The sequence below is a fragment of the Actinomycetospora sp. genome (assembly GCF_036497585.1).
Lineage (GTDB): Bacteria > Actinomycetota > Actinomycetes > Mycobacteriales > Pseudonocardiaceae > Actinomycetospora.
The window spans coordinates 20,642-47,618 of sequence record NZ_DASXJD010000221.1; the positions used below are offsets into that span (position 1 = coordinate 20,642).

29 protein-coding genes are annotated in these 26,977 nt (G+C 74.7%); 18 read left to right on the forward strand and 11 right to left on the reverse strand.

The features are described 5' to 3' along the window. The gene (locus tag VGH76_RS22490) at positions 1 to 1,515 is read right to left on the reverse strand and encodes a 1,4-alpha-glucan branching protein domain-containing protein (protein WP_331558955.1); all 1,515 of its coding nucleotides are present in this window, start codon (positions 1,513 to 1,515) and stop codon (positions 1 to 3) included. Between the two features lie 86 nt (positions 1,516 to 1,601). Further along, positions 1,602 to 2,381 (reverse strand): class I SAM-dependent methyltransferase, encoded by a 780-nt coding sequence (locus tag VGH76_RS22495; protein WP_331558956.1) that lies wholly within the window; start codon positions 2,379 to 2,381, stop codon positions 1,602 to 1,604. A gap of 23 nt (positions 2,382 to 2,404) precedes the next feature. Between VGH76_RS22495 and VGH76_RS22500 the strand changes: the two genes are divergently transcribed. The 3 genes from VGH76_RS22500 to VGH76_RS22510 all read left to right on the forward strand — a co-directional run bounded on the left by VGH76_RS22500 (position 2,405) and on the right by VGH76_RS22510 (position 3,551). After that, a complete protein-coding gene (locus tag VGH76_RS22500) occupies positions 2,405 to 2,734 on the forward strand; it encodes a DUF1330 domain-containing protein (RefSeq protein WP_331558957.1) in 330 nt (109 codons plus the stop codon). A gap of 73 nt (positions 2,735 to 2,807) precedes the next feature. After that, positions 2,808 to 3,200: a hypothetical protein gene (locus VGH76_RS22505; RefSeq protein WP_331558958.1), complete on the forward strand. Its 393-nt coding sequence runs from the start codon at positions 2,808 to 2,810 to the stop codon at positions 3,198 to 3,200. A gap of 186 nt (positions 3,201 to 3,386) precedes the next feature. Beyond that, a complete protein-coding gene (locus VGH76_RS22510; RefSeq protein ID WP_331558959.1) occupies positions 3,387 to 3,551 on the forward strand; it encodes a hypothetical protein in 165 nt (54 codons plus the stop codon). Here the strand turns inward: VGH76_RS22510 and VGH76_RS22515 are convergent. Further along, on the reverse strand, positions 3,526 to 3,672 hold the full coding sequence (locus VGH76_RS22515; protein ID WP_331558960.1) for a hypothetical protein: 147 nt from the start codon (positions 3,670 to 3,672) through the stop codon (positions 3,526 to 3,528). The genes VGH76_RS22510 and VGH76_RS22515 overlap by 26 nt on opposite strands. Positions 3,673 to 3,899: 227 nt before the next feature. On the opposite strand from VGH76_RS22515, the gene VGH76_RS22520 reads away from it, so the two are divergent. From VGH76_RS22520 to VGH76_RS22545, 6 genes are all read left to right on the forward strand, one after another. Continuing rightward, complete coding sequence (locus tag VGH76_RS22520) at positions 3,900 to 4,682, forward strand: electron transfer flavoprotein subunit beta/FixA family protein (protein ID WP_331558962.1); 783 nt, start codon at positions 3,900 to 3,902, stop codon at positions 4,680 to 4,682. 33 nt (positions 4,683 to 4,715) lie between these two features. Continuing rightward, the gene (locus tag VGH76_RS22525) at positions 4,716 to 5,675 is read left to right on the forward strand and encodes an electron transfer flavoprotein subunit alpha/FixB family protein (RefSeq protein ID WP_331558963.1); all 960 of its coding nucleotides are present in this window, start codon (positions 4,716 to 4,718) and stop codon (positions 5,673 to 5,675) included. Between the two features lie 142 nt (positions 5,676 to 5,817). Beyond that, on the forward strand, positions 5,818 to 7,011 hold the full coding sequence (locus VGH76_RS22530; RefSeq protein ID WP_331558964.1) for a cysteine desulfurase family protein: 1,194 nt from the start codon (positions 5,818 to 5,820) through the stop codon (positions 7,009 to 7,011). 73 nt (positions 7,012 to 7,084) lie between these two features. Further along, on the forward strand, positions 7,085 to 8,143 hold the full coding sequence (gene mnmA / locus VGH76_RS22535; protein WP_331558965.1) for a tRNA 2-thiouridine(34) synthase MnmA: 1,059 nt from the start codon (positions 7,085 to 7,087) through the stop codon (positions 8,141 to 8,143). Between the two features lie 206 nt (positions 8,144 to 8,349). Further along, positions 8,350 to 8,703 (forward strand): PRC-barrel domain-containing protein, encoded by a 354-nt coding sequence (locus tag VGH76_RS22540; RefSeq protein WP_331558966.1) that lies wholly within the window; start codon positions 8,350 to 8,352, stop codon positions 8,701 to 8,703. Between the two features lie 37 nt (positions 8,704 to 8,740). Then, the gene (locus tag VGH76_RS22545; RefSeq protein ID WP_331558967.1) at positions 8,741 to 9,016 is read left to right on the forward strand and encodes a hypothetical protein; all 276 of its coding nucleotides are present in this window, start codon (positions 8,741 to 8,743) and stop codon (positions 9,014 to 9,016) included. Positions 9,017 to 9,026: 10 nt separating this feature from the next. On the opposite strand, the gene VGH76_RS22550 is transcribed toward VGH76_RS22545, so the two are convergent. The 5 genes from VGH76_RS22550 to VGH76_RS22570 all read right to left on the reverse strand — a co-directional run bounded on the left by VGH76_RS22550 (position 9,027) and on the right by VGH76_RS22570 (position 12,169). Further along, on the reverse strand, positions 9,027 to 9,149 hold the full coding sequence (locus VGH76_RS22550) for a ribosomal protein bL36 (protein ID WP_331558968.1): 123 nt from the start codon (positions 9,147 to 9,149) through the stop codon (positions 9,027 to 9,029). 13 nt (positions 9,150 to 9,162) lie between these two features. Beyond that, positions 9,163 to 9,327, reverse strand: a complete 165-nt coding sequence (gene rpmG, locus VGH76_RS22555) for a 50S ribosomal protein L33 (protein ID WP_331559027.1) — start codon at positions 9,325 to 9,327, stop codon at positions 9,163 to 9,165. Positions 9,328 to 9,403: 76 nt separating this feature from the next. Then, positions 9,404 to 10,474, reverse strand: coding sequence for a glycosyltransferase family 4 protein (locus VGH76_RS22560; RefSeq protein ID WP_331558969.1), 1,071 nt, complete (start codon positions 10,472 to 10,474; stop codon positions 9,404 to 9,406). A 9-nt stretch (positions 10,475 to 10,483) separates the two neighbouring features. After that, positions 10,484 to 11,311, reverse strand: a complete 828-nt coding sequence (locus tag VGH76_RS22565) for a 3-methyladenine DNA glycosylase (protein ID WP_331558970.1) — start codon at positions 11,309 to 11,311, stop codon at positions 10,484 to 10,486. Between the two features lie 18 nt (positions 11,312 to 11,329). Then, positions 11,330 to 12,169 (reverse strand): TSUP family transporter, encoded by an 840-nt coding sequence (locus VGH76_RS22570; RefSeq protein WP_331558971.1) that lies wholly within the window; start codon positions 12,167 to 12,169, stop codon positions 11,330 to 11,332. 107 nt (positions 12,170 to 12,276) lie between these two features. Between VGH76_RS22570 and VGH76_RS22575 the strand changes: the two genes are divergently transcribed. From VGH76_RS22575 to VGH76_RS22585, 3 genes are all read left to right on the forward strand, one after another. Continuing rightward, positions 12,277 to 13,347: a methionine synthase gene (locus tag VGH76_RS22575; RefSeq protein WP_414637792.1), complete on the forward strand. Its 1,071-nt coding sequence runs from the start codon at positions 12,277 to 12,279 to the stop codon at positions 13,345 to 13,347. A gap of 54 nt (positions 13,348 to 13,401) precedes the next feature. Then, the gene (gene ligA, locus VGH76_RS22580) at positions 13,402 to 15,546 is read left to right on the forward strand and encodes an NAD-dependent DNA ligase LigA (protein WP_331558972.1); all 2,145 of its coding nucleotides are present in this window, start codon (positions 13,402 to 13,404) and stop codon (positions 15,544 to 15,546) included. A 176-nt stretch (positions 15,547 to 15,722) separates the two neighbouring features. Next, positions 15,723 to 16,529: a 3-keto-5-aminohexanoate cleavage protein gene (locus VGH76_RS22585; RefSeq protein ID WP_331558973.1), complete on the forward strand. Its 807-nt coding sequence runs from the start codon at positions 15,723 to 15,725 to the stop codon at positions 16,527 to 16,529. A gap of 33 nt (positions 16,530 to 16,562) precedes the next feature. Here the strand turns inward: VGH76_RS22585 and VGH76_RS22590 are convergent, their stop codons facing one another. After that, entirely contained in the window at positions 16,563 to 17,240 is a 678-nt protein-coding gene (locus VGH76_RS22590) for an ACT domain-containing protein (RefSeq protein WP_331558974.1), read from the reverse strand. A gap of 359 nt (positions 17,241 to 17,599) precedes the next feature. Here VGH76_RS22590 and gatC point away from each other — a divergent pair, with 359 nt between their 5' ends. The 4 genes from gatC to VGH76_RS22610 all read left to right on the forward strand — a co-directional run bounded on the left by gatC (position 17,600) and on the right by VGH76_RS22610 (position 21,825). After that, the gene (gene gatC, locus VGH76_RS22595; protein ID WP_331558975.1) at positions 17,600 to 17,896 is read left to right on the forward strand and encodes an Asp-tRNA(Asn)/Glu-tRNA(Gln) amidotransferase subunit GatC; all 297 of its coding nucleotides are present in this window, start codon (positions 17,600 to 17,602) and stop codon (positions 17,894 to 17,896) included. Further along, on the forward strand, positions 17,893 to 19,434 hold the full coding sequence (gatA, locus tag VGH76_RS22600) for an Asp-tRNA(Asn)/Glu-tRNA(Gln) amidotransferase subunit GatA (protein ID WP_331558976.1): 1,542 nt from the start codon (positions 17,893 to 17,895) through the stop codon (positions 19,432 to 19,434). Before gatC ends, gatA begins: the two co-directional genes overlap by 4 nt. Beyond that, positions 19,431 to 20,963, forward strand: a complete 1,533-nt coding sequence (gene gatB, locus VGH76_RS22605; RefSeq protein WP_331558977.1) for an Asp-tRNA(Asn)/Glu-tRNA(Gln) amidotransferase subunit GatB — start codon at positions 19,431 to 19,433, stop codon at positions 20,961 to 20,963. Before gatA ends, gatB begins: the two co-directional genes overlap by 4 nt. Positions 20,964 to 21,198: 235 nt before the next feature. Continuing rightward, positions 21,199 to 21,825, forward strand: a complete 627-nt coding sequence (locus tag VGH76_RS22610) for a hypothetical protein (protein WP_331558978.1) — start codon at positions 21,199 to 21,201, stop codon at positions 21,823 to 21,825. Positions 21,826 to 22,077: 252 nt separating this feature from the next. Here the strand turns inward: VGH76_RS22610 and VGH76_RS22615 are convergent, their stop codons facing one another. Next, entirely contained in the window at positions 22,078 to 23,262 is a 1,185-nt protein-coding gene (locus VGH76_RS22615) for a PQQ-dependent sugar dehydrogenase (protein ID WP_331558979.1), read from the reverse strand. An 84-nt stretch (positions 23,263 to 23,346) separates the two neighbouring features. Between VGH76_RS22615 and VGH76_RS22620 the strand changes: the two genes are divergently transcribed. Continuing rightward, on the forward strand, positions 23,347 to 24,285 hold the full coding sequence (locus VGH76_RS22620) for a 2-hydroxyacid dehydrogenase (protein WP_331558980.1): 939 nt from the start codon (positions 23,347 to 23,349) through the stop codon (positions 24,283 to 24,285). A gap of 67 nt (positions 24,286 to 24,352) precedes the next feature. Beyond that, a complete protein-coding gene (locus VGH76_RS22625) occupies positions 24,353 to 25,018 on the forward strand; it encodes a DoxX family membrane protein (protein ID WP_331558981.1) in 666 nt (221 codons plus the stop codon). A gap of 78 nt (positions 25,019 to 25,096) precedes the next feature. Here the strand turns inward: VGH76_RS22625 and ilvD are convergent, their stop codons facing one another. Beyond that, positions 25,097 to 26,938, reverse strand: a complete 1,842-nt coding sequence (ilvD, locus tag VGH76_RS22630) for a dihydroxy-acid dehydratase (RefSeq protein ID WP_331558982.1) — start codon at positions 26,936 to 26,938, stop codon at positions 25,097 to 25,099. Between the last annotated feature and the right edge of the window lie 39 nt (positions 26,939 to 26,977).

Below are 26,977 nucleotides of genomic sequence, written 5' to 3' on the forward strand. Positions count from 1 at the left end.
TCAGCCGACCTCCACCAGCGCGCGGTCCCGGCTGCGGGCCAGGGCGCGGGCGTCGAGGTGGCCGAACAGGTCGTCCTGCGCGACGAACGCCGCCGCGCGCCGGGCGGCCTCGGCGTGCCGGCCCGCCGGGAGCAGGTCGGTGAGCTCGCGGACCCGGTCGCGGTGCTCCGCGGCCCGCCCGCGGGCGTAGTGCGCCGCGGAGTCCTTGCTGACCATGAAGGCCCAGTCGCTCGAGAGGGCCAGGGCGGCCTGCACGGCGAGGGTGTCGAGCACGGCGTCGCGTCCGGCCGAGCGCGGGACGCCGTCGACGGCCGCGAGCAGCCGGCGGGCGACGTCGTCGTTGTCGGCGACCATGTCCGAGACGGCCGTCCCCTCCCACACCCGCCAGTCCTTGCCCGAGCCCCACGACGACGCCGGCAGCACCACCGGCTCCTCGACGTGCCCCGCCTCGACCGCGCCGCGCAGCGTCGTCACGTGCACCCCGGCGGCGGGCAGCAGCGTCAGGACCTGCTCGAGCCACGCCGGGCCCTCGTGCCACCAGTGCCCGAACAGCTCGGTGTCGTACGCGGCGACGACGAGCCCCGGCCGGCCGCGGCGCGCCCGCAGACCGCGCAGCCGGTCCACGACGACGCCGACGAAGTCCGCCGCGTCCCGCGCGACGGCGGCGGCAGCGCGGTCCGGGTCGTAGGGGGCCTTGTCCCCGACCCGCTTCCCGGTGACCCGGTACCGCTTGAACCCCGAGGAGTGGTCGACGGCGTGGAAGTCACGGTAGTCGGCGCCGCCGGGATAGCCGGCGCGGGGCGACCAGACCCGGTAGGTCACCTCGAGGTCGCGGCCGAAGGCGACGACGTCGGTGCCGTCCACCGGGTGCGCCGCCGCGGTGTCGCCGCGCATCGCGGGGCCGTCGACGAGGAAGCGGCGTACCCCGGCGGCGGCGAAGTCGTGCTCCATCCCGGGCGCGTAGCCGCACTCCGGGGCCCAGATCCCCTCGGGCCGCCGGCCGAGGCGCCGCGCGGTGTCGCGCAGCCCGCCGTCGAGCAGGAAGCGGCGGACGCGGCCGGGCAGCAGCGGGCCGAACGGGTGCGTCGCGGGCCCGCCGAGGAGCTCGACGACACCGTCGTCGGCCAGCGTCCGGAACACCGGCGACGCCCCGTGGCGCCAGGTCCGCTCGAACGTCGCCAGGGCCGCGGCGGCGGCGCGGTGCTCGCGGGTGGCGACGTCGGGCAGGTGGCGGTGGGTGGTGTGGGCGCGCAGCTGCCAGTCGGCGAGCCAGGCGTGCATCGCGTGCAGGCAGTAGGGATGGTCGAGCTGCGCGGCGAGCACCGGGGTGACGCCGAGGGTGAGCAGGTCGCGGTGGCCGCGCTCGGCGAGGCGGTGCAGGACGTCGACGACGGGCAGGTAGGAGTGCGCCCAGGCCTGGTAGAGCCAGTCCTCCCCGACGGGCCAGGCACCGTGGCGGGCCAGCCAGGGCAGGTGGGAGTGCAGCACCAGGCAGAACGTGCCCTCCTGCGGCATCGCGCTCCTCTCGTCCGCCCCGGACCTCGCACGTTACCGAGGGGTAGCCGACGGCGGACGAGGAGTGCTTCTCGCGCACACCGACGTCATCCCGGCCCTACTGCGGTGACGAGCAGGTCGAGCGACGCGTCGACGTCGTCGCAGCGGAGATCGAACTCCTCGACCCCCACCGCCGCGACGTCGTCCGCCAGCGTCGCCGGCCAGGGTTCGCCCGAGACCGCCAGCGCGACCTGGGCCCCGACGATCGACCCGCCGTGCCGGGCGTCCCGCTCGGCCAGGCGCGGTCCGTGGTGCAGCCCGCTCACCGCCGTCACCTCCAGGCCCGCGTCCGTCAGGAGCGGGACGAGGTCGGCGGCGGCCAGCTCGTAGGTGTGGAACGGGTTGAGCGGGCGGTCGGTCGGCGCGTTGCCGGGGGAGAAGGTGAGCCGGTTCGGCGTCGAGCAGTGCAGCCGCCCGCCCGGACGCAGGACGCGGGCGCACTCGCGCAGGAAGCCCGGCTGGTCCCAGAGGTGCTCGATCACCTGGAGGGTGACGACGACGTCGACCGTCGCGTCCGGCAGCGGGAGCGCCTGGAGGTCGGCTCGGACGACGTCGAGCGTTCGCCCGTACCGCCGCGCCACGTGGACCGCGGTCGGCGCGTCGAGCTCCAGGCCGATCACGCGCTCGGCGACTCCGCCCAGCAGCGCCGCCCCGTAGCCCTCGCCGACGCCCGCCTCGAGCACCACGGCCTCGCGGCAGTCCGGCACCAGCGCCCGGTAGACCGCCTCGTGGCGCCGGAACCAGTAGTTCTCGTGGCTGATGCCGGGGACGGTGCGCTCGCCGGTGAGGGGCAGCGTCGGTCTCTGATCGGTGTCGATGCGGCACATCCTGCCGGTCCATACTCACGGCCGTGAGCGCCGTCTACGCCCTGAACCTCTTCGACCTCGCCCCCAACGACGACTACAAGGCCTACTCGAAGCGCTCGGTCGCCGCGGTCGGCAAGCACGGCGGCACCGTCGTCGCGATCGGCCGGTTGAGCGAGGACGCGGCGAGCTCGGGTGGGACTCCGCGCCAGGTCCTCGTGCTGGTCGAGTGGCCCTCGGCCGAGGCGTTCCGGGCGTTCAAGGACGACCCCGACCACGTCGATCTGCACCCGCTGCGCGAGGGCGGGACGGAGAACTACCTCTGGTGGGCCTACGACAAGCTCGAGGATCTCCGCCCCGTCCTGAAGGACCGCTGAACCGGGCAGAATCACCCGCACGGGTGGTAGGCGCCGACCGGTGGGTCGCCCCGCGTGGCCGCAGAATGGACACATGTCGACCGACGCGCGCCTGGGGCTCTGCGGCACCGTGGTCGACCTGGCCCCGCTCGGGGCGACCGCGCGGCACGTGTGCCGGCCGTGCCGGGAGGTGGTGTCCCGCCGCCGCCGCGACTCCCGCACGTCGACGGCCACCGCCCCATGGACGCTGCTCGTGCAGTGGTACGAGGCCCTCGTCCGGCTGCTGCGCGGCGGGCTGGGCCACCCGGCGCCGAAGGCGCTGACGGCCGCCCCGCCGCCCCTCGCGCTCCCCGCGGCGGCGCCGAGTCCCGCCGCCCCGCCCGTGCCGGTGGACCGTCCGGTGCCCGCGCCCCGCCCGCGGGCCTCCCAGCCGTTGCGCGCGCCGCACCCGGCCCGCGAGGCGGGCGGGCGTCACCGCCGCGATTGAGGCGTTGCCTTCCCACGCTCACCCCGATCCGCACGAGGGGAGCCCTCGGGCGGATAGAGCGACCGAATCCTCCCCTCACCCGGCGGAACCCGTGCCACGAGGGGAACCTTCGGGCGGAGAGAGCGACCGAGGGTTCCCTCGCGCGAGCCGGGTGCGGCGGGGGGTGTGGGGGCAAGGAGGACGGCGATGGCGCGGCTGCTCCTGCACGGCGGCGAGGTTCTCGACGGGACCGGGACCCCGGCGGCCCCGCGCCGACGTCACGCGCAGGGCGCCCGCGGGATCAAGAACGCGATGCGCGCCGGGGTGCGCTCGCGCCGGCGGCCGGTCAGCGCTTCCCGCGGAACCGGTTGACCATCTCCTGCGCCTTGGCGCGGTTCTTCGGGTCCTGCGCGTAGCGCTTGGCCTGGTCGGTGTACCTCCGACCCTGCGGGCTCTTGAGGAACTGCTGGATCTTCTCGACGAAGCCGGCCACGGCACACTCCTGAGTCGGGAATCCGATCTGTCCGGTTCAGGCTACCGGCAGTAAGTTACCAATCAGTAGGTGCCTACTACCTACTGACCAGTAACATGCGAGGGGTACGCCACGTCGCCCTCGACCCGTGATCGTGGGACAGTCGGCGAGGAGCGAACCGCTACCGGCGGGTAACAACGGCGCCGGTCGTCACGGGATTCGCAGGCACAGGAGGTCACAGAGGACCCATGAACATCGTCGTGCTGATCAAGCAGGTGCCGGACACCTGGTCGGAGCGCACGCTCTCCGAGGGCGACAAGACCCTCGACCGCGCCTCGTCGGACGCGGTCCTGGACGAGATCAACGAGCGCGCCGTGGAGGAGGCGCTCAAGATCAAGGAGGCGGGGGACGCCGAGATCACGATCCTGACCGCCGGCCCCGACCGCGCCACCGACGCCGTCCGCAAGGCCCTCTCGATGGGCGCGGACAAGGCCGTCCACGTGAACGACGAGGCGGTCCACGGCTCGGACGCGGTGGCCACCGCGAAGGTGCTCGCCAAGGCCATCGGGACCGTCGGCGACGTGGACCTGGTGCTCGCCGGCAACGAGGCCACCGACGGCCGCAGCGGCGCCATGGCCGGGATGATCGGCGAGGTCCTCGGATGGCCCTCGCTCACCCACGCCAACGAGCTCTCCGTCTCGGACGGCACCGCCTCCGTCAAGCGCGCGACCGACGAGGGCACCTGCGACGTCACCGCGTCGCTGCCCGCCGTCGTCAGCATCGGCGAGAAGATCAACGAGCCGCGCTACCCCTCGTTCAAGGGGATCATGGCGGCCAAGAAGAAGCCGGTGAACACCATCGGCATCTCCGACCTCGGGCTCGACGCCTCCGAGGTCGGGCTGGAGGGCTCGCTCGTGAAGGTCGACTCGTTCGCGCCGCGTCCGCCGAAGTCGGGCGGGCAGAAGGTCGAGGACGAGGGCGACGGCGGTCAGAAGATCGCCGAGTTCCTCGTCGGCCAGAAGCTCATCTGAGCACCGTCCACGAGCGAGCGAGGAGAAACAGACATGGCTGAAGTGCTGGTCCTCGTCGACCACGTCGACGGTGAGATCAAGAAGAACACCTACGAGATGCTGACCGCGGCCCGTCGCCTCGGCGAGCCGTCGGCGGTCGTCGTCGGGACCCCCGGCACGGCGACCAAGCTGGCCGAGGGCCTCGCCGCGCACGGCGCGGAGAAGGTCTACGTGGCCGAGTCCGACGACGCGGTGAACTACCTGTCGACGCCGCAGGTCGATGTGCTGGCCGCCCTGGTCGAGCGCGTCTCGCCGCCGGCGGTGCTCATCCCGGCGGGTGCCGACGGCCGGGAGGTCGCGGGCCGCCTCGCGGTGCGCACCAACTCCGGGTGGCTCAACGACCTCGTCGACATCGACGGCGACCGCAACGGCTCGCACTCGATCTTCGGTGGCGCGTTCACCGTGCAGTCGCACGCCACCACCGACACCGCGGTCGTCTCGTGGCGCTCGGGCTCGATCGAGATCGAGGAGAACGCCGGCGCCGGCACGCAGGAGACCGTCGAGGTCCCCTCGATCGACGCCTCGCGCTCGGCGAAGGTCTCCAACCGTGCCCCGATCGTCGGCGGCGACCGCCCGGAGCTCACCGAGGCGACCGTCGTCGTCTCCGGGGGCCGTGGTGTCGGCTCGGCCGAGAACTTCGAGGTCGTCGAGAAGCTCGCGGACTCGCTGCACGCCGCGGTGGGCGCCTCGCGCGCCGCGGTCGACTCCGGCTACTACCCGAACCAGTTCCAGGTCGGGCAGACCGGCAAGACCGTGTCCCCGCAGCTGTACCTGGCGCTGGGCATCTCCGGCGCCATCCAGCACCGCGCCGGCATGCAGACCTCGAAGACGATCGTCGCGGTCAACAAGGACCCGGAGGCGCCGATCTTCGAGATCGCCGACTTCGGCATCGTGGGCGACCTGTTCTCGGTGGCCCCGCAGCTGACCGAGGAGGTCGGCAAGCGGTCCTCGTGACCGTTCCCTGCAGGTTCGCGGCGTTGGGCCCCCTCGGTCGGTGTATCCGACCGAGGGGGTCCTTCGTCCGTCCCGAGGGCGGCCCCCGCTCGGCGAGGTCGTGGGACCGCTCGCCTAGCGGGAGGATTACGCTCGACCGGCGATGACCTACCTCGACCACGCGGCCACCACGCCGATGCTGCCCGTGGCCGTCGCCCGGTACACCGAGGCGCTCGGCCGCGTCGGCAACCCCTCCTCGCTGCACACCGCGGGACGGCGCGCACGCAAGGACGTCGAGGAGGCCCGCGAGACCATCGCCGAGGCGGTCGGCGCCCTGCCCACCGAGGTCGTCCTGGCCACCGGGGGCACCGAGGCCGACAACCTCGCGCTCAAGGGCATCTACTGGGCCCGGCGAGCGGCCGACCCGCGCCGCACCGGGGTCGTGGTCTCCGCCGTCGAGCACCACGCCGTCCTCGACGCCGCGGAGTGGCTCGCCGAGCACGAGGGCGCGACGCTGCACGTCCTGGGCGTCGACGAGGCCGGCCGGGTGGCCCCGGAGGACCTCCGCGCGCTGCTCGCCGCGCACGCCGACGAGATCGCCGTCGTCAGCGTGATGTGGGCCAACAACGAGGTCGGCACCGTCAACGACGTCCGCGCGCTCGCCGACGTCGCGCACTCCTTCGACGTGCCGCTGCACTCCGACGCCGTGCAGGCCGTCGGGTCGCTGCCCGTGGACTTCGCCGCCTCCGGGGCCGACGCGCTGTCGCTCACCGGGCACAAGCTCGGCGGTCCGGTCGGCGTCGGCGCGCTGCTGCTGCGCCGTGACGCCTCCTGCGTGCCGCTGCTGCACGGCGGCGGGCAGGAGCGCGACGTGCGCTCGGGCACCCTCGACGTCGCCGGCACCGTCGCCCTGGCGGCCGCGGTCCGGGCGGCGGTCGACGACGCCTCCCGCCGCGCGGTGGAGCTCGCCGCCCTGCGCGACGACCTCGTGGCCCGTATCGTCGGCGAGGTCCCCGACGCGACCCTCAACGGCGTCCCCCTCGACGCGGCACCGGTCGGCGGCGGCCCGGCCCGGCTGCCCGGGAACGCGCACCTGTCGTTCCCGGGCTGCGAGGGCGACAGCCTGCTGATGCTGCTCGACGCCCACGAGATCGAGTGCTCGACCGGCTCGGCCTGCACCGCCGGGGTAGCCCGGCCCTCGCACGTGCTGCTGGCGATGGGTGTCGACGAGGCGGCCGCGCGCGGCTCGCTGCGCTTCTCGCTCGGCCACAGCTCGACCCCCGCGGACGTCGACGCCGCCGTGTCGGCCATCGGACCCGTCGTGGAGCGCGCCCGGGGTGCGCTGGCCCGATCATGAGCAGGTGGCTTCGCCCTGTGAGCACTCATCCGTCCCATAGCGCGGATTTCTGCTCAGGAGCCGGAGGCACCTCGTGAGGGTCCTCGCCGCCATGAGCGGCGGGGTCGACTCCGCCGTGGCCGCCGCGCGCGCCCGGGACGCCGGGCACGACGTCGTCGGGGTGCACCTCGCGCTCTCGGCGAAGCCCGCGACGATGCGCGAGGGCGCCCGCGGGTGCTGCTCGGTGGAGGACTCCCGCGACGCCCGGCGCTGCGCCGACGTCCTCGGCGTCCCGTTCTACGTCTGGGACATGGCCGAGCGGTTCAGCGCCGACGTCGTGGAGCCGTTCGTCGCCGAGTACGCGGCGGGCCACACCCCGAACCCCTGCCTGCGCTGCAACGAGAAGATCAAGTTCTCGGCGGTGCTGGACCGGGCGCTGGCGCTGGGCTTCGACGCCGTCGTCACGGGCCACTACGCGCGCCTGCACGACGGCGTCCTGCGCCGGGCGGTGGACGCGGGGAAGGACCAGTCCTACGTGCTCGGGGTGCTCACCGCGCGCCAGCTGGCGCACGCGGTGTTCCCGCTGGGGGAGTCGCTGAAGTCGGAGGTGCGCGCGGAGGCCGCGCGCCGCGGGCTCGTCGTCGCCGAGAAGCCCGACAGCCACGACATCTGCTTCATCCCCTCCGGGGACACCCGCGGGTTCCTGGCCGACCGTCTCGACGACGCGCCCGGCGAGCTGGTCGACGCGGCGTCGGGGGCGGTGCTCGGGCGCCACAACGGGGTCGCGGGCTTCACGGTCGGGCAGCGCCACGGCCTGGGGCTGGACCGGCCCGCGCCGGACGGGCGGCCGCGCTACGTGCTGGGCATCGAGCCGGTGTCGCGGCAGGTCCGGGTGGGCGCGGCCGAGGAGCTGGATGTCCGGTCGTTGTCCGCCGGGTCGCCGGTGTGGCACGGCGAGCCCGGGGTGACCGACGGCGTCGTCGTGCAGGTCCGGGCCCACGGCGGGCTCGCGCCGGCACGGGTGACGGTGGGCGAGGAGTCCTTGGCGGCCGAGCTCGGTCAGCCGCTGCGCGGGGTGGCGCCCGGGCAGGCGGTGGTCGTCTACGACGACGACCGCGTCCTCGGCTCGGCGACGATCACCGCCACGGGCTGAGCGGGCTCCGGGGGCTGCGAGCCCGGCATGTCGCGGCCTCCTGCGGTCGGCCCGGCAGCTCCTCGGGGTGACTCCGAACGACAAGGTGGTGCTGGAGCCCACGACCAGGCGGCGGCCGGGAACGAGCGTCCCACCCGCGCAAGCACGCCACGCCGCCCGTCCTCGCCCGCACCCGACCGGATGCCCGTGGCCCTACGATCGAGCCCATGGGGTTCGAGGCCGAGAACATCCGCGACTGGCTGGGCAAGAAGATCGTCGACCCGGCCGGGTCGAAGATCGGCGACATGGAGGCGGTCTACTACGACACCGCCACCGACGAGCCGTCGTTCGCGACCGTCGAGCTCGGCATGTTCAACCGCAAGCGCCTCGCGTTCGTGCCGCTCGAGGGCGCGCTGGTGGCCCCGGACCACGTCAAGGTCACCGTCGCCAAGGAGGTCGCCAAGGAGGCCCCGGCGATCGACACCGACGGCGAGCTGCCCGTGGAGGACGAGCCCGCGATCTTCGCGCACTACGGGCTCGACTACGGCCCACGGACCGGGCGCCGGCTGGCCCGCCGCTGAGACCGCCGAGGCCTCCGACACCGACTGACGGGCGACGATGGACAGCGAGCCCGACCTCGTCGCCGGTGAGCCCCGCGCCACGCTGCGCGAGGCGCTCGCGAGCATCCGGACCCTGCGCCGGCCCGACGGGTCGCTCGACCTCGCCGGCGACATCCCCGCCGAGCTCGCCCAGCCGCTGCTGCGCGCGCTGGACCGGGTGGCCGCGGAGCTCACCGCCGACGACGAGCGCCGCGGCGACGAGGTCCGGGCCGGTGGGCGCCTGCAGGCCGACGCGTTCGTCGCCCTGCTGCTGCGCGTCACCGACGCGGCCTGACCAGCGGAGCTCAGCCCTGACGGGCCTTCCACCTCGGGCTCGTCTTGTTGATCACCAGGGTCCGGCCGTGGCGACGGACCACGGCGGCACCCGGCTTCTGCTTGAGCGCCCGGAGCGACGCACGCACCTTCATCCCGGCTCCTCTCTCAGCGTTCCTCGCGGAAGTCGACGTGCCGGCGCTCGCGCGGGTCGTACTTGCGCAGCACCAGCCGGTCGGGGTCGTTGCGACGGTTCTTGCGGGTCACGTAGGTCGTGCCCGTCCCCGCCGTCGAGCGCAGCTTCACGACGGGCCTGACATCGTTGCGGGCCACTGCCACCCCTCTCACTGTTGACAATCATCCCCGTCAACAGTGAGAAAGCGGCAGGGATTCCCGCCCGACGACCGGCTCAGGCGCCGCTCGCGGTCCGCAGCACGGCGCGGATGTCTGCGGCCATCACCGCGCTGCTGTGCTCCTCGGTCACCCACGCCCGGGCGGCCTCGCCCATCGCCCGCGCCCGCTCCGGGTCGGCTAGCAGTTCGGCGATCCCGTCGGCCATCGCCTCCGGGTCCTCGGGGTCCACGAGCAGACCGCGCACCCCGTGCTCCACCAGGCCCTCCATGGCCGGGTTGCGGGTCACGACGACGGGCCGGCCGCTCGCGGCGGCCTCGAGGACCACGGTGGAGCCGCTCCCGCGCCGCGTCGGCTCGAGGGCCACGGCGATCACCGACGAGCGCCGGTACATCGCGCGCACCGCGCCCTCCATGCGGCGCCGGTGCAGCACGCCCAGCTCCGGCGGGACGTCGACGTCGCTGCGGGTGGTGCCGAGCTCGAGCCGGGCGTCGACGCCGCGCTTGCGCACCCGGGTGACCGCGTCGACGAGCAGCGGGTGGTTGCGGAACTGGTCGTCCCCGACGCTCGCGACCGTCGCGGTCGCCTCCTCCCACGGCTGCCGCGGGAAGAAGTCGGTGTCGATGCCGAGCCGGATGTGGTGCACGCGGGCCGGGTCGAGGTCCCAGCCCTCGGTGAGGTCGGCGTCGGCGCCTGCCGCCTGGGTGATCACGCCGGAGAGCCGCCGGATCGCCCGGCCGACCGTTGCGCGTTGCACGCGGGTGTAGTGCTCCGGCCGCCCCGCCCACACGATGTTCGCGACGGCGGGCGGCCCGCCGGGGACGAGCGCGGCCGGGAAGCCGGTGTGCTCGTCCATGCTCAGCACGACGTCGGCGTGGCGGCGGGCGGAGGAGGGGGCCGATGCGGCGACGGCGACCGGCTCGAAGCCGTCGAGCCGGTTGCGCACCTTCCTCGACACCCACCGCAGCGCCGGGTTGCGCAGCGAGGGCCGGAAGTGCACGTGCACGTCCGGGTCGTCCTCGAGGTGGTGCAGGCCGTACGGGGTGCGGTCCGGCACCTCGTCCCGGGCGTTGGCCGCCGCGTGCGCCGCGACGTCCATGTTCTCCGGCAGCTCCACCTGCACCCGCATCGCGGCACCCTAACGGTCGGCGACGATCTCCAGCAGCCGCGTCCGCAGGGCAGCGCCGCGCGCGGCGAAGCCCTGCTGGGCGCGCGCGTACTCCGCCTTCCCGGCCGCGGTCTCGATGCGGACCGGGGCGTAGCCGTGGGCGTCCAGGTCGTAGGGGGAGGCGCGCATGTCGAGGACGCGGACGTCGCGGGCCAGCGCGAACGTGTCCAGCAGCAGCTCCCCGGGCACGAGCGGACCCAGTTTCGTCGCCCACTTGTAGAGATCCATGGTCGCGTGCAGGCACCCCGGCTGCTCCAGCGCGACCTGCCCCTCCCGGGTGGGCCGCTCGGCGTTGCGCGGCGCGGCCTCGGCGGTGAAGAAGCGGTAGGCGTCGTGGTGGGTGCAGCTCAGGCGGTGGTTCTCGACGACGGCGTCGGTGCCCTCGGCCCCCAGCCGCAGCGGCACCGGGTGACGCGTCCCGCGGGTCCGGTAGACCATGGCCCACTCGTGCAGCCCGAAGCAGCCCAGGTGCGCGGGCCGGGAGGCGGTCGCCTCCAGCAGGCCGCGGACGAAGGCGATCGTCGCCGGCCGGATCGTTGCGGGGTCGACGCGGCTCCCGTCGGGGGAGTAGTGCCTCCACCCGGCGCGCTCGGCGGCGTCCTCGAGCACCACGGCCGCCCCCGGGTGCCAGACCCGCAGCCGGTTGGGGCGCGTGGGGTAGTAGGTGAAGAGGAAGTCCTCGACGGGGTGGGCCTCATGGCGCTCCCGACGCGCACGGTGGGCGGCGGTGAGCGCGTCGGCGCGCTCGGCGTGCGCCCGGGCACGGGCGCGCCAGGTCGGGGCGTCGAGGTGGAGCATGGCGTGCTCCAGGGTGCCCTACCCGGGAGCCGCGACGGCCGCTCGCCGTCGGCGGAGCAGCAGCACGACCTCCCGCACCGCCATCACCAGCGCGAACGTCCCGAACACCAGCCCGAGCACGACGTTGCCCAGCGCCAGCGCGAGCAGTGCACCGGCGACGGCGCCCGGGGCGGCCGCCATGCCCAGGAGCATCGCGATCCGGAACGAGGCCGTCCCCTGCCGCAGGTGCGAGAGGCCACCGACCAGGGAGTTCGGCCCGAACACGAGCAGGGAGGTGCCCGCCGCGGTGTGCAGGTCGACCCCGAAGAGCAGGACGAGGGCCGGGACCGCGAGCAGCCCGCCCCCGAGGCCCATCGCGCCCGCCCAGGCCCCGACGACGATCCCGACGACGACGGCCGCGGGCACCACGAACCACGGCGTCGCCAGGAGCCGGGCGGGGACCACCGCACCGCCCTGCGCCGGGTCGAGCCCGGCGGCGTCGAGGTAGAGCTTGGCCGCGGTGAGGACCAGGATGACGCTCAGCAGGACGCGCAGCAGCGTCTCCGAGGCCCGGGCGACCAGCTTGGCGCCGTAGAAGCCGCCGATCATGCCGCCGACGATCATCCCCGATCCGGCCCGCAGGTCGATCGTGCCGCCGACGAGCCAGTACACGAGCGCCCCGGCAACGCACACCCAGGTGGCCGCGAGGGTGGACGTGCCGTGGACCCGGGGCCGGGACATCGTGGTGTAGTGGTCGAGCGCGGGCACGGTCAGCACCCCGTTGCCACCGCCGAGCAGGCCCCCGACCACGCCGCTGACGAGCCCGATGCCCAGCATGCGCCCGTCGCTGCGCTCACCGGAGTCCGCCCGCTCGCCCACGGCCGGTCATCGTCGCCGACGTGGCCCGTCCCGGCCGGGTGGGGACCGCCCGTGGCCGGCGCCGCCGCCTCGGGTACACCTGGGGCGTGAGCGATCCCCTGCTCGTCGTGCCCGGCGAGGGCGCCGACGACACCGCCCCGGCACCCGACGAGCCGCGGCGGCCCGAGGAGCGCGCCACCGGCGTGGGCTCGCTGCCCGGCACCGATCACCGCGAGGCCGCGCGCACCGTCGTCGGGGAGCTGCCGGACTTCCCCCACGTCCCCGAGCTGCCCGCGCGCGGGGTGGGCGCGGACCTGATCGGGCGGACCGCGGCGCTGCTGGTCGACCTCGCCGTGGAGGTGTGGCCCTCGGGCTACCGCGTCACGTCCCGGGCGGGCGGTCACCACCGCCGCGGCGTCGAGCTGCTCGCCCGCGACGTCGACGCGCTCGACGAGGCACTGGGCGAGACGGGAGCCGCGCCGCGGCGGGTGAAGACGCAGGTCGCGGGGCCGTGGACACTGGCCGCCGGCGTCGAGCTGCGCAGCGGGAACCGGGTGCTCACCGATCCCGGCGCGGTCACCGAGTTCACCGAGAGCCTCGCCGAGGGGCTGCGGGGCCACGTCGCCGAGCTGGCCCGCCGGACCGGCGCGGGCGTGGTGGTGCAGCTCGACGAGCCGACGCTGCCCGCGGTCCTCGCCGGCTCCCTGCCCACCCCGAGCGGGTACGGCACCGTCCGGACGGTCCCCGGCGCCGACGCCCGCGCCGGGCTGGCCACGCTGGTGACGGCGGCGCGGGACGCGGGCGCCGTGGGTGTCGTCGTCCACTGCTGCCACCCGACTCCGCCGCTGGCCCTGCTGGGCGCGACCGGGGCGGACGCGGTGGCGGTCGACCTCACGGCCCTGGACCGCTCGGGCGCGGTCCTCGACGCCCTGGGCGAGCTGTGGGACGCGCCCACGGAGCTGTGGCTGGGTGTGGTGCCCTCGACCGACCCGGAGGGACGCCCGGAGCTGGCGGACCTGGCTCGGCCCGCGCTGGAGCTCGCCGACCGCCTGGGCTTCGACCGCGCGCGGCTGGCCGACCGCGCCGTCGTCACCCCCGCCTGCGGTCTGGCGGGGGCGACCCCGGGATGGGCGCGGACCGCCATGGGCCGGGCCGTCGAGCTGGCGCGGGCGTTCGCGGACCCGCCGTCGTCCTGGTAGATCGTCCCGGTGAGCCGGGAGTGACTGTCGGACCCCGCGGCTACCCTCGGCGCCGTGACCAGCGAGAGCACCGCTGAGGCGGCCCTGACCACGGCCGACGTCCCCGCCGACGCGCAGGCGCGCCACGTCGAGCTGGCCGAGATCGTGGCCGACCACCAGTTCCGCTACTACGTGCTGGACGCGCCGATCGTCACCGACGGCGAGTTCGACGAGCTGTTCGTCGAGCTGACCGCCCTCGAGGAGCAGTACCCGTCGCTGGTGACGCCGTCGAGCCCGACGCAGCGCGTCGGCGGCGGGTTCTCCACCGACTTCGTCGCGGTCGACCACCTCGAGCGGATGCTCTCGCTGGACAACGCGTTCGAGCCCGAGGAGCTGCGCGAGTGGGTCCTGCGGGTGCAGCGCGAGCTCGACTTCCCCAGCGAGGAGCTGCAGTACCTGTGCGAGCTCAAGATCGACGGGCTCGCGGTCAACCTGCTCTACGAGGACGGCCACCTGACGCGGGCCCTCACCCGGGGCGACGGGCGCACCGGTGAGGACATCACCCTCAACATGCGCACCCTCGAGGACATCCCCACCGAGCTCACCGGCACCGACGAGTTCCCGGTGCCCGAGCTCATCGAGGTGCGCGGCGAGGTGTTCTTCCGCCTCACCGACTTCGAGGAGCTCAACGCCGGGTTGGTCGCGGCAGGCAAGCAGCCGTTCGCCAACCCGCGCAACTCCGCGGCCGGCAGCCTGCGCCAGAAGGACCCGCGGGTCACCGCCACCCGCCCGCTGCACATGATCTGCCACGGGCTGGGCAGGCGGCGGGGCTTCACCCCGGAGCGGCAGTCCCAGGCGTACGACGCGCTCGCCGCGTGGGGCCTGCCGGTGTCCACCCACACCCGCGTGCTGCACGGGGTGGACGCGGTCATCGAGCACACCCGCTACTGGGGCGAGCACCGCCACGATGCCGAGCACGAGATCGACGGCGTGGTGGTCAAGGTCGACGACGTCGCGCTGCAACGGCGCCTGGGCTCCACCGCACGGGCGCCGCGGTGGGCGATCGCCTACAAGTACCCGCCGGAGCAGGCCACGACGACGCTGCGCAACATCAGCGTCAACGTCGGCCGGACGGGGCGAGTCACGCCGTTCGCGGAGATGGACCCGGTCCTGGTCGCGGGCTCCACGGTGTCACTGGCGACGCTGCACAACGCCGGCGAGGTCGAGCGCAAGGGCGTCCTCATCGGGGACCGCGTGATCATCCGTAAGGCCGGTGACGTCATCCCCGAGGTGCTCGGGCCGGTCGTCGAGGCCCGCGACGGCAGCGAGCACGCCTTCGTCATGCCCACGCGCTGCCCCGAGTGCGGGACCGAGCTGCGGCAGATGCGCGAGGGCGACAAGGACCTCCGCTGCCCGAACGCCCGGTCCTGCCCCGCGCAGCTGCGCGAGCGCCTCTTCCACGTCGCCGGGCGCGGCGCGTTCGACATCGAGGTCCTCGGCTACGAGGCCGCCACCGCGCTGCTGACGGCGGGCGCCGTGCAGGACGAGGGCGACGTGTTCGCCCTCACCGAGGACGACCTCGCCGAGGTCCCGCTCTTCCGCACCAAGGCCGGCCAGCTCTCGGCGAACGGCCGCAAGCTGCTGACCAACCTGGAGTCGGCCAAGCACCGGCCCCTGTGGAAGGTCCTGGTGGGGCTCTCGATCCGCCACGTCGGACCCACCGCCGCGCAGGCCCTCGCCCGGCAGTTCCGGTCGATCGACGCGATCGACGCCGCGAGCGAGGAGGACCTGGCCGCGGTCGACGGCGTCGGCCCCACCATCGCGGCGGCGGTGCGCGAGTGGTTCTCGGTCGACTGGCACCGCGAGGTCGTCGAGAAGTGGCGCGCTGCCGGGGTCGACCTCGCCGAGGCGGTCGACGAGTCGACCCCGCGCACGCTCGAGGGTCTCTCGATCGTCGTCACCGGGTCGTTGCCGACGTTCTCCCGCGACGAGGCCAAGGAGGCCATCCTCGCCCGCGGCGGCCGGGCGGCGGGCTCGGTGTCGAAGACGACGGCGTTCGTCGTCGTCGGGGACGAACCGGGCTCGAAGTACGACAAGGCGGTGGCCGCGAAGGTCCCGATCCTCGACGAGGACGGCTTCCGCGTGCTCCTCGAGCAGGGCCCGGACGCGGCGCGGGAGAACGCGCAGGTCCCGGAGGCGGCGGCGCCGAGCGAGGAGTAGCCGGGGCCGGTCACTCTGCGGCGTCTACTCGGGCGTCCGGGTGGGATGTGGCCGAAACGCGTGCAGACGCACGTGCAGACGTTGATGTCGGAGCCGGAAAGGTTGAAGCTGGTCCCATATCCTGGTGGCGACGTCGCGCGAGCGGCCCCCGGGACGGACGAGGAGGTGGCGAGGAGATGCTCCAGTGCTGCCCCAACGGCGCCCGCCCCGCCGACGTCTACCCGGCGGTCCCGATGACGCCGCGCCACCTGGCCCGGGACGCCCGCGCGGTCGCCGGCCTCGGGGTGACGAGCTTCCACGTGCACCCGCGCGACGTCGACGGCCAGGAGAGCCTCGACCCCGGGCCGATCGGCGCGGTGGTGTCGGCGATCCGCCAGGCGGCGCCGTCGATGGAGATCGGCGTGACCACCGCGCGCTGGGTGGAGCCCGACCCGTTCAAGCGCACCGACCTCGTGCAGCAGTGGTCCCGCCTGCCCGACCACGCCCGCCCCGACGTCGCCTCGGTCAACGTGCACGAGCGGGGCTGGGAGATCGTCTGCGAGGCGCTCGAGTCGGTCGGCATCGGCATCGAGCTCGGGGTGTGGACCACGGGGGACGCCGTGCAGCTCAAGCAGGCCGGGGTCCCGCGCGGGACCGTGCGGGTGCTCGCGGAGGTCACGGTGACCGACCCGGAGACCGCCGTCGCCGAGGCCGTCCGGATCCTCAAGGCGCTCGGGCCGATGCAGGTGCCGATCCTGCTCCACGGCGAAGAGGGCGGCGCATGGCCGGTCCTCGACTACGCGCGCCGCAACAACCTCGACACCCGCATGGGCTTCGAGGACACCCTCAAGGGCCCCGACGGCACCTGGCTCGCCACCGGCAACGAGGAGCTCGTCCGTTACGCCCTGGGCCAGGCGGTGCAGCCGCGGCTGGCGGAGCGCCGCCGGCCCGGCCGGGGGCCGAACCTCGCCGGGTTCCGCGCCCGCTCCGAGCAGCGTCGCTGAGCCGGGCGTCACGGTGCGCCGGCCGCCGGGATCTCAGCCGGTCATGGTGGCCACGATGCCGGCGAGGTGCGAGATGCGCGCCAGCTCCGACGGACGGAACGCCGGGCCGCCCGGTCGTCCGAGCACCAGGGCCCGGTCCGGGCGTCCCAGCGGCGCGGCGGCCAGCTCGGTGTCCAGGTCGGTCCAGGCCGCGGGCACCTCGTGGCCGCGGGCCGGGTCGATGACCGTCGCCTTCGCCAGCGGCAGCCAGGGCAGCGTCTCCGCCTCGGTCTCCGGGGCCGCCGAGCTCGCGGCGACCCGGTGCACCCGCGTCCCGCCGTCGCCCCACACGTCGCCGGTCGAGGCCTCGACGACCAGCGCCCAGGCCGACCGGAAGATCCGGGGGACCGCGTCCGCGAGCAGCGCGATCCCGGCGTCGGGGTCGGCCGCCACGGCTTCGACGAGCTCGAGCTCGCGGGCGGTGTCGAGTGGTCCGAAGAACGGGCGCACCGACTCGACGGTCACGTCGCGCACCGACTCCGCCGCGGTGATGAGCACGTCGGGGGGCCGGGCCGAGGGCAGGTCGACCACCAGGTCGTCGACCGCGACGCCCTGGTGCCGCTCCACCACGTCGACGGACAGGATGTCCGCGCCCTCGCCGCCGAGGGCCGACGCGACCGCGCCGAGGGTGCCCGGCCGGTCGGGCAGCACCACTCGCAGGAGGTAGGTCACATCGCCTCCGTCCCCGGTGATCGTCCCGCCGAGCGCCTCACAACCACATCGCCACCTCGCCGTACCGCCACTGCCGGGACCCGGCGCGTCCCGCAGGGCACGCCGACGAGCCCGTCGGCATCGCGCGCTCCGTCGGGCGCGGCGAGTGTGCCAGTCGAGCCCGACACCGAGCGAGGACCCGGGGTCGGGCCCGGCGGGAGGTGGGCATCGCGGCGGAGCGGTAAACCTGTGGGGGACGACGCCGGCCGACCGGGGGCGGGTCGCCCGAAACCGCGTCGAGGCGCCCGGCGCGCGACGCCTAGGATGGATCGGTCCCGGCTCGTCACGGGGATCCCTGGCGGATTCCCACTCGGAGGATCATGTCCGACATCACGCGCGAGGACGTCGCCCACCTCGCCCGACTGGCCCGGCTGGCCGTCACCGACGACGAGCTCGACGTGTTCTCCGGCCAGCTCGACGCCATCCTCGACACCGTCGGCCGGGTGTCGGAGATCGACGACGACGTCCCGCCCACCAGCCACGTCGCCCCGCTGACCAACGTCCTGCGCGCCGACGAGCCCGAGCCCTCCCTCGACCGGGAGGCCGCCCTCGCGGGCGCCCCGGCCGCCGAGGAGGGCCGCTTCCGCGTGCCGCGCATCCTGGGGGAGGAGCCGTGAGCGGTTCCGACACCGACGCCCTGACCCGCCTCGACGCCGCCGAGCTCGCCCGGCGCGTCCAGGCCCGCGAGGTCTCCTCGGTCGAGGTGACCCGCGCCCACCTGGAGCGCATCGAGGCCGTCGAGCGCACCGGCCTCAACGCGTTCCTGCACGTCGCCGCCGACCAGGCCCTCGCCGCCGCGGCGGCCGTCGACGACGAGATCGCCGCGGGCACCGTGCGCAGCCCGCTGGCCGGGGTCCCGGTGGCGATCAAGGACAACATGACCACCCGCGACATGCCGACCACCTGCGCGTCGCGGATCCTCGACGGCTGGCGCCCGCCCTACGACGCCACCGTGGTGCGCCGGCTGCGCGACGCCGGCCTGGTGCCGCTGGGCAAGACCAACCTCGACGAGTTCGCCATGGGCGGGTCGAACGAGAACTCCGCCTACGGCGCCGTCCGCAACCCGTGGGACCGGACCCGGGTGCCCGGCGGGTCCAGCGGCGGGTCCGCCGCCGCGACCGCGGTCGGCGAGGCCCCGCTGGCGCTGGGCAGCGACACCGGCGGGTCGATCCGCCAGCCCGGGGCCTTCACCGGCACCGTCGGGATGAAGCCGACCTACGGCACCGTCTCGCGCTACGGGCTGGTGGCGTTCTCGTCCTCGCTCGACCAGATCGGGCCGCTCGGGCGCACCGTGCTCGACGCCGCGATGCTGCACGAGGTGGTCGGCGGGCACGACCCGTGCGACCAGACCTCGATCGACGCCCCGCTCCCACCCGTCGTCGAGGCGGCGCTGGCCGGGGCGCGCGGCGACCTCGCCGGCGTGCGCGTCGGCGTCGTCACCGAGCTGTCCGGGGAGGGTTACCAGCCCGGCGTGCTCGCGGCGTTCACCGACGCCGTGCGGGTCCTCACCGAGCTGGGCGCGGAGGTCGTCGAGGTCTCCTGCCCCTCGTTCACCTACGCGATGCCGGCCTACTACCTCATCGCGCCGAGCGAGGCGTCGTCGAACCTCGCCCGCTTCGACGCGATGCGCTACGGCCTGCGCGTCGGTGACGACGGGTCGCGCTCGACCGACGAGGTCATGTCGGCCACCCGCGAGGCCGGCTTCGGCCCCGAGGTCAAGCGGCGCATCATGATCGGCACGCACGCCCTGTCCGCGGGGTCCTACGACGCCCTCTACGGCAAGGCGCAGAAGGTGCGCACGCTCATCGTGCGGGACTTCACCGCGGCCTTCGAGCGCTGCGACGTGCTGGTCTCCCCGACGGTTCCCACCACGGCGTTCCCCATCGGCGACCGCGTCGACGACCCGGTCTCGATGTACCTCGCCGACCTCTGCACGATCCCCGCGAACCTGGCGGGGATCGCGGGGCTGTCGGTGCCGTGCGGCCTGGCCCCCGAGGACGGCATGCCGGTCGGGCTGCAGGTGATGACGCCGGCGCTCGCCGACGACCGGGCCTACCGCGTCGGCGCCGCCTACGAGACCGCCCGGGACGCCGCGTCGGGCGTGCCCTTCGCCTCGACCGTCCCCGATCCCGCCGCCCTGGAGACCGCGTCATGACCAGCCCGGGAGGAAGCAGCGCGGTCGAGGCCGCGCCCTACACCGTCGAGGAGGTCTGCGAACGCTTCGACCCCGTGATGGGGCTCGAGGTGCACGTGGAGCTCAACACCGCCACCAAGATGTTCTGCGGCTGCCGCAACGAGTTCGGCGCGGAGCCCAACACCCACGTCTGCCCGGTGTGCCTCGGCCTGCCCGGCTCGCTGCCGCGCGTCAACGCCCGCGCGGTCGAGAGCGCGGTGACGATCGGCCTCGCCCTGAACTGCTCGGTCCGCGAGCGGAGCGGCTTCGCCCGGAAGAACTACTTCTATCCGGACATGCCGAAGAACTTCCAGATCTCCCAGTACGAGGACCCGATCGTCTTCGACGGCTACCTCGACGTACCGCTCGACGACGGGTCGACGTGGCGGGTGGAGATCGAGCGCGCGCACATGGAGGAGGACACCGGCAAGTCGCTGCACATGGGCGGCGCCACCGGACGCATCCACGGCGCCGACTACTCGCTGCTCGACTACAACCGGGCCGGGGTGCCCCTCATCGAGATCGTCAGCAAGCCGATCACCGGAGCGGGCGTGCGCGCCCCCGAGGTGGCGCGGGCCTACGTCTCGGCGCTGCGCGACGTCGTCAAGGGCCTGGGCGTCTCGGACGTGCGGATGGACCAGGGTTCCATGCGCTGCGACGCGAACGTCTCGCTCATGCCCAAGGGCGCGACGACGTTCGGCACCCGTACCGAGACCAAGAACGTCAACTCGCTGCGCTCGGTCGAGCGGGCGGTGCGCTACGAGATGGGCCGGCAGGCGGGCGTCCTGCTCGCCGACGGGACGGTCCGGCAGGAGACCCGCCACTTCGACGAGCAGTCCGGGACGACCTCGCCCGGCCGCGCGAAGGAGACCCTCGCCGACTACCGCTACTTCCCCGAGCCGGACCTGGTGCCCATCGAGCCCTCGAGCGACTGGGTGGAGCGGTTGCGGGCCGGGCTGCCGGAGCGGCCGTGGGAGCGGCGCGCGCGCATCCGGTCCGACTGGGGGCTCTCGGACGAGGAGATGCGGGACCTGGTCAACGCGGACGCGCTCGACCTGGTGGCCGCCACCGTCGAGGCGGGCGCGCCCTCGGAGTCGGCCCGCTCGTGGTGGGTGTCCTACCTCGCCCAGCAGGCCAACACCCAGGGCGTGGCGCTCCCCGAGCTGGCCATCACCCCGGAGCAGGTCGCGCGGGTGATCGCACTGGTGTCCGAGGGGACACTGACCAACAAGCTGGCCCGCCAGGTCGTCGACGGGGTGCTGGCCGGCGAGGGCTCGCCCGACGACGTCGTCGCCGGGCGCGGGCTCGCCGTCGTCAGCGACGACTCGGCCCTCACCGCCGCCGTCGACGAGGCCCTCGCCGCGCAGCCCGCCGTCGCGGAGAAGATCCGGGCGGGCAAGACGAAGGCGGCCGGCGCGATCGTGGGCGCGGTGATGAAGGCGACCCGCGGGCAGGCCGACGCCGCGCGCGTGAACGAACTGGTGCTCGAGCGGGTCGGCGCCACCTCCTAGGCCGTCGAACGCCTCCACCGCCTCCGAACCCCCGGTCGCTCCGCGCGACCGGGGGTTCGTCGTCGCGGAGGGTGACCTGGACTACTCCCAGGGACTCGCCGTGACCGATCCGTAACCCAAATAGGACTCATCCGTTGGGGTGTGCGGAGAACAGCTCGTGGCTGGACTCCAGGCGGAGGCAATCTTGATCCTCCGACCGGTCGTATCCCGCACACCGATAGGAGGGGGCCTTCGCATGGGTCATCACGCTCCCCACTCGTCGTCCCACGCCGCTCGACTCGCGGGACGGGGAGCCTTCACGGCTGCCGCCGCTCTCGCCCTCGCCGGCGGCACCGCGTCGCTGGCGTTCGCGTCCGAGGCGCCGCACGCGCCGACGGCCCACGACGTCGCGGAGCACGTCACCGACGGCACCCACAAGGTGCAGGACGCCGCCGCGGCGTCCCCGTCCTCGAAGGTCTCGCACGTGTCGGCGCACGACGTCCCCGACTCGATGAAGAGCCACCCCGGAGATGCGAAGAGCGGGGCGAGCCACGCCGCGTCGACCCTGAAGAGCCAGGCGCCGTCGCTGCCGAGCCACGCGCCGTCCTCGGTGCCGCAGGCGCCCACCCAGCTGCCGATCTCCGGCATGGCGGGCGACACGGGCCACGCCCTGTCGAACGCCGCGGTCGACGCGCAGCACGCGCACACCAACTGGGCCGCCGCGACGAAGGACGGCCTGACCTCCCACGAGGCCGGCGACCAGCTCGGGCTCATGAAGACCGACGTGGAGCACGCCGCCGGGAACGGCAAGGCCGACCTCACCCACTGGGGCTCGGCGCTCGGCGGCAGCGCCCCGCAGCTGAACAGCGTCCTGTCCTTCTAGTCGGACCCGTCCGGGGCTCCCCAACCCCGGGCGTGCGGCGGCTCTCGCCCGGACCTCCCGACCGACTCCGACACGGTCGGACGGCCCGGAGCCGAACCGTCCGCTCCCCATCCACGGCCCCGTCCCCGCACCGCTGCCCCGGTGCCGGGGGCGGGGCCGTGGCTCGTTCTGTCGCGCCGAGGCGACGCCGGGTCACCGCTCCTGCGTCGCGGTGCACCAGCCGTCGCCGGCGCGGAGGGCGGGGCTCCGTTCCTAATCCGGGCCGGAGCCGCCGCCCGACGGCGGGCGGATGCGGATGACGCGGTCGTCCGTGGCGCCCGGCGCGCCGCCGGGGTCCTTGTTCGCGGTGCCGATCCAGAGTATGCCGTCGGAGGCGAGGTCGGCGCCGGAGATGCGGCCATAGGTGTTCTGCAGGACCGCCTGGGGGGTGCCGACGAAGCGGCCCTCGGCCGTCGGCCTGAGTGCGAAGATCGCCTTGGTGTCGCTCAGCCCGACGAAGAGCGAGCCGCCCCCGGCCGCGCACCCGTCGACCCCTGGCCGGTCGGGCCAGGTCCACGCCGGCGCGGCCGCCGCGGCGGCCCCGGGCACCGAGCCCGGCCGGACGCCCAGCAGGACGTCGCGGGGACCCGCGCGGTCGGTCACCCAGGTCGTGCCGGAGACGACGTCGGGGCACACGTCGCCGGGGGAGTGCAGGCCGGAGCCGACGACCGGCGACCCCGCGACGGGGTCGCCCGGTGCGGGGCGCCCGAACGGGTCGATGCGCAGCAGCTTGCCGGCGAGGGAGGTCGGGGTGGCCGCCACGGCCGGGTCGCCCGCGTCGCCGGTGGCGACCAGCAGCGTCCCGTTCGGCTCCACGCCGATCGCGCCGCGGTTGCCCGACGCCCCGCGCGGGATGCCGGACAGCACCGGCTTCGGCACGTCGCCCTGGGCGATCCGCAGCACGGTGTTCCCGGCGCCCGTCGTCGCGTAGGCGTAGACGAGCTGGTCCTCGTCGTAGCTGGGGGAGAGCGCGAGTCCGGTCAGCCCGCCGTCGCCCGTGGCGTCCACGGGCACCGTCGCGACGACCTGCGGCGCCGTGTCGGGCGCCACGCGCACGATGCGCCCCGTCGTGCGCTCCGCGGCGAGCGCGGCCTGCCCGCCCGGCAGCGTCACGACCGCCGAGACCGGCGCGAGGCACGTCGCCACCACCTGCGGGTCGGGGTCCACGCAGGGGCCCGGCGCCGGGGCGGGCCCGCTCGCCGGCGGCGGTCCGGGCTGCGAGGGCTCCGAGGGGGCGGGCGACTGCGGGGAGGGGACCTTCTCCGGGCCGATCTCGGGGTTGTCGCGCCACGGTTGCGACGACGCGTCCGGGAACCGCGCGCACCCCGCGACGAGCAGGGCGAGCACGACGAGCAGCACCGCCGCGGCGCCACGGACGCGGGACGACGGACCGGACACGGGCGGACAGCCTAGGCGTGACCGGCTGAGCGCACCGTGAACCGGTCGGGCCGCCCCGCCGCCGAGCGCACTAGCCTCGGAGTGGTGGCCGAGAAGAGCGAGCTGATCGTCCTGGTGCCCGACGAGGTCGGGGAGCGCGCCCTCGCCGCGCTCGAGGGCGTGCGGCCGGTGCGCTACGACGAGTCCGCCGGCCCCGAGGGGCTGCCGCCCGAGTCGGCCGAGGCCGAGGTCCTGATCCCGGGGTTCCTGTCCCAGGACGCCGCGGCGGCGATGATCCAGGCCTGTCCGAAGGTGCGCCTGGTGCAGCTGCTCTCGGCGGGCGCGGAGAAGTTCGTCGGCCACCTCCCCAAGGGCGTCGCCCTCTCCGACTGCCGGGGCGCCCACGGCGGGGTCACCGCGGAGTGGGTGCTCGCCGTCGTCCTCGCGGTGGTCCGCGAGATCCCGGCGTTCGTGCGCAACCAGCTCTCCGGGACCTGGGACCAGCACGTCACCGACACCCTGACCGGCAAGCACGTGCTGCTCGTCGGCGCCGGCGATCTCGCCGAGCAGACCGCGCGGCGGCTCGCGCCGTTCGACGTCGGGTCGGTGACGCGGGTGGGCACCCGGGCGCGCGAGGGTGTACACGGGGTCGACGAGCTGCCCGACCTGCTGCCCGAGGCCGGCGTCGTCGTGCTCCTCGTGCCCCTCACCGACGCGACCCGCGGTCTGGTCGACGCCGGGTTCCTCGCCCGGATGGCCGACGGCGCGATCCTCGTCAACGCCGCCCGCGGACCCGTCGTGGACACCGACGCCCTGCTCGCGGAGCTGCAGGCCGGGCGGCTGCGGGCCGCGGTCGACGTCACCGACCCCGAGCCGCTGCCGGCCGACCACCCGCTCTGGTCGGCGCCGGGCCTGCTGCTCACCCCGCACGTCGGAGGCAGCGTGCCGGGGCACCTCGAGCGCGCCTACCGCGTCGTCGTCACCCAGCTCGAGGCGGTGCTCGCCGGGCAGGACCCGCCCAACCTCGTCGTCGGGCAGTACTAGATCGACGCAGCATCGGATCCGCGTGGCGACGTGATCACTCGTTCGTGGCGCCCTAGGCTCCCGGCCCGTGGCCTGGCGCAGGAGCACCGCCGCGGCCGAGCCCGGCGCCGGGGACCAGGTGTCGGTGTTCGGCTTCGCGGGGGCACCGAGCGACACCGCGGTCTTCCCCTGGCGCGTCGGTGACGACGCGCTCGGCTCCCCGGCCGACGAACCGGTGGCGACGCGGGCGGTGCTCGTCCGGCCGTGGGGCGCCGACGTGGGGCTGCTGCTGGTCCGGGTCGTGCTCGGCCTCACGGCCCTGCTCCACGGTGCGCGGGCGCTGTTCGACCTGCCGCGCGGGCACGGGTCCGCCGACGCCGTGGCCGGGCTCGTCGCGGGGTACGGCTTCGCGCCGGTGGGCCCGCTCGTCACCGCCTACGGGTGGGCGGAGCTCGCGGCGGGGGTGCTCGTGGGGCTCGGCGTGTTCGCGTCGTTCGCCGCGTCCGCGCTGGTGGCGATCGGCGCGGTGGCGCTGGGCCTGAGCCTCCCCGCCGCGTGGTCGGCGCTCACCGTCGGCCCGATCGAGGCGCCGCTCTTCGGGCTGGTGCTGGCGGCCGTCGTGGTGCTGGTGGGGCCGGGTCGCATCAGCGGCGACGCCGACCGGGCCTGGTTCCGCGCCCAGACCCCGGTCGGCGTCGCGTGCACGATCATCGGTGTCGGGACCGGGCTGACGGTGCTGTTCGCGTTCCGCTGAAGCGCAGCGCCCGCGGCGACGACGGCTGACGCTCCGCGACGGAGGAGCGGAGGGTCAGCTGCGGCGTCTTGCCGCGAGTTACAGCACGCGGACGGCGCCCGTGGACCCGGAGGTCACCAGCTTCGCGTAGGCGCGCAGGGCGCTCGTCAGGTTCCGGTGCCGCTCCTGTGCGGGCTGCCACGGACGCTCCGAGGCATCCATCTTGGCGCGCCGCTCGGCGAGCACGTCGTCGTCGACGAGCAGCTCGATCCGCCGGGAGTCGACGTCGATGAGGATCCGGTCGCCGTTCTCGACCAGGCCGATCGCGCCGCCGGCCGCCGCCTCGGGGGAGATGTGCCCGACGCTGATGCCCGACGACCCGCCGGAGAAGCGGCCGTCGGTGATCAGCGCGCAGACCGCGCCCAGGCCCGCGCCCTTGAGGAACGCCGTCGGGTGCAGCATCTCCTGCATGCCCGGCCCGCCGGCGGGGCCCTCGTAGCGCACGACGACGACGTCGCCCGGCTGCACCTCGCGGTTGAGGATGATCGAGACGGCCTCCTCCTGGGAGTCGACGACGCGCGCCGGCCCCTGGAAGTGCCGCCCGTCCTCGGGTAGCCCGGCGCTCTTGATGACGGCGCCCTCGGTGGAGAGGTTGCCGGTGAGGACGGCGAGCCCGCCGTCGGCGCTGTGCGCGTGCGCGACGTCGCGGATGCACCCGCCGGCGGCGTCGGTGTCGAGCGAGCTCCACCGGTTCGTCGTGGAGAACGGCTCGGTGGTCCGGACGCCGCCCGGGGCGGCGTGGTACAGCTCGACCGCCTCGTCGGAGGGCTGCTCGCCGCGGACGTCCCAGGCGCCGAGCCAGGCCTCGAGGCTGTCGGCGTGCACGGCGTGCACGTCGCGGTGGAGCAGCCCGCCGCGGTCCAGCTCGCCGAGGATGGCGGCGATGCCGCCGGCGCGGTGGACGTCCTCCATGTGGTAGCTGGAGTTCGGCGCGACCTTGGAGACGCACGGCACCCGGCGGCTGACCGCGTCGATGTCGGCGAGGGTGAACGCCAGGCCGGCCTCGTGCGCGGCGGCGAGGATGTGCAGCACGGTGTTGGTGGAGCCGCCCATCGCGACGTCGAGCGCCATGGCGTTCTCGAACGCGTGCCGGTCCGCGACGTTGCGCGGCAGCACCGACTCGTCGTCGTGCTCGTAGTACCGGCGGGCCAGCTCGACGACCGTGGTGCCAGCCCGCTCGAAGAGCGCCTTGCGGGCGGCGTGGGTGGCGAGGGTGGAGCCGTTGCCGGGCAGGGAGAGCCCGAGCGCCTCGGTCAGGCAGTTCATCGAGTTCGCCGTGAACATGCCCGAGCAGGAGCCGCAGGTCGGGCAGGCGGAGCGCTCGACCTCGGTGAGGCCCTCGTCGTCGACCTGGCTCGAGGCGCTGGCCGAGATGGCGGTGATGAGGTCGGTCGGGGCCTGCGCGACGCCCCCGACGACGACCGCCTTGCCGGCCTCCATCGGCCCGCTGGACACGAACACCGTCGGGATGTTGAGGCGCATCGCCGCGTTGAGCATCCCCGGGGTGATCTTGTCGCAGTTCGAGATGCAGACCAGGGCGTCGACGGCGTGGCCCTGAACCATGTGCTCGACCGAGTCGGCGATCACCTCGCGGCTCGGCAGCGAGTGCAGCATCCCGCCGTGCCCCATCGCGATGCCGTCGTCGACCGCGATGGTGTGGAACTCCCGCGCGATGCCGCCCGCCTCGCGCACCGCGCCCGCCACGAGCTCGCCCATCTCCTTGAGGTGGACGTGGCCCGGCACGAACTGCGTGTAGGAGTTCGCGATCGCCACGAGCGGCTTGCCGAAGTCGTCGTCGGTCATGCCGGTGGCCCGCCACAGGGCGCGGGCGCCGGCGGCGTTGCGGCCCTGGGTGGTGACGCGGGAGCGGAGCGGCGGCACGGGAGGTCCTCCTGAACGGACGCGGGTGACGGGCCGCGA